3 protein-coding genes are annotated in these 1,341 nt (G+C 69.3%); all 3 read left to right on the forward strand.

Translation table 11 applies throughout. The features are described from left to right. Positions 1-431 (forward strand): MbnB/TglH/ChrH family RiPP precursor modification enzyme (locus AC1DU6_RS31390; RefSeq protein ID WP_477862065.1); only part of this gene is annotated, 431 nt, incomplete at its 5' end. Further along, complete coding sequence (locus AC1DU6_RS31395; RefSeq protein WP_477862067.1) at positions 428-1,126, forward strand: HvfC/BufC family peptide modification chaperone; 699 nt, start codon at positions 428-430, stop codon at positions 1,124-1,126. The genes AC1DU6_RS31390 and AC1DU6_RS31395, both read left to right, overlap by 4 nt. Beyond that, positions 1,123-1,341 (forward strand): DoxX family protein (locus tag AC1DU6_RS31400; protein ID WP_477862069.1); only part of this gene is annotated, 219 nt, incomplete at its 3' end. The genes AC1DU6_RS31395 and AC1DU6_RS31400, both read left to right, overlap by 4 nt.

Raw genomic sequence — 1,341 nt, forward strand, 5'->3', positions numbered from 1 at the left:
GGCCCATGCTGGTCGAGAACATCAGCGCCTACGTCGGCTGGGCCGGCGACACCCTGGCCGAGCCCGAGTTCTTCAACGAGCTGACGCGGCGCAGCGGCTGCGGCCTGCTGCTGGACGTCAACAACCTCTTCGTCAACGCTCGCAACGCCGGCCTGGCGCCGGACGACGCGGCACGTGAAGCCATGCGCTGGGTTGACGCGATCCGCCCCGGCAGCGTCGGCGAGATCCATCTGGCCGGCCACTGCGAGCAGGAGAACGGTCTCGTCATCGATGACCATGGCAGTCGCGTGCGTGACGAGGTCTGGCGTGTCTACGAACACACGCTGCAGCGGCTGGGCCCGCTGCCGACGTTGATCGAATGGGACACCGCTGTGCCCGATCTGGCGGTGCTGCTGGCTGAAGGCCAGCGGGCGAGGGCGCTGCACCCGTGAAGGCCGCTCAGCAGGCCTTTGTCGATGCGCTGCTGGGGCGCGGCGAGGCGCCGCCCGGCCTGACTGGCAGCGAGCGCGGCCTGGCGGCCTATCGCAACAACCTGCGGGCGCTGTCGGCCCAAGCCCTGGCCGTGCCCTTTGTGCGCTTGCGCGAGGAACTCGGCGAGGACGAATTCGCGTCGCTGGCCTGGACCTTCTGGCGCGCCCACCCGCCCGAGAGCGGTGACCTGGGGCAGTGGGGTGGGGCGCTCGAAGGCTTCCTGCTGGAGCGCGCCGGCGAGGCTTCGGGCTTGCCCGATCTCGCTCGCCTGGACTGGGCACTGCACCGGGCCGAACGCGCGCAGGACGCGAAGTTGGACGCCGACTCGCTGGCCCTGCTCGGCACCACGTCGCCCGACAAGCTCTGGCTGCAATTGCGGCCAGGCCTGGCGGTGCTGGCGCAGTCCGACGGCCCGGTGGTGGTCTGGCGAGCCGGTTGGCGCGGGAAATGGCAACCCGTGTCGGCCGCTGATGCGGTCTTCATGCAGGCCCTGATCGACGCCGTGAATCTTGCCGAGGCATTGGAGGCGGCCACGGTGAAAGGTTCTGGCGGTGAAACCGACTTCGACTTCGCCGCCTGGCTGCAAGCCGCGTTGCACAACGCCTGGCTGCAGGGAGTCAGGGCTACACCACCGAACCGGACCACCACACCATGAAAGCTCTGATCTCCAACGCGCTGCGCGCCGTCACCGACCCGGGCCTGCAACCCACCCGGCTGCCCGCGCCGCTGGACACGCTGGTCAGCCATCTGCAGTCGCTGGCGCTGCTGGCGGCGCGGCTCTACGTGGCCAAGGTCTTCTTCATGTCGGGCCTGGTCAAGCTGCGCGACTGGTCGTCCACGCTGGCCTTGTTCAACGACTACTACCCTGTC

The sequence above is a fragment of the Roseateles sp. P5_B10 genome (assembly GCF_056400485.1).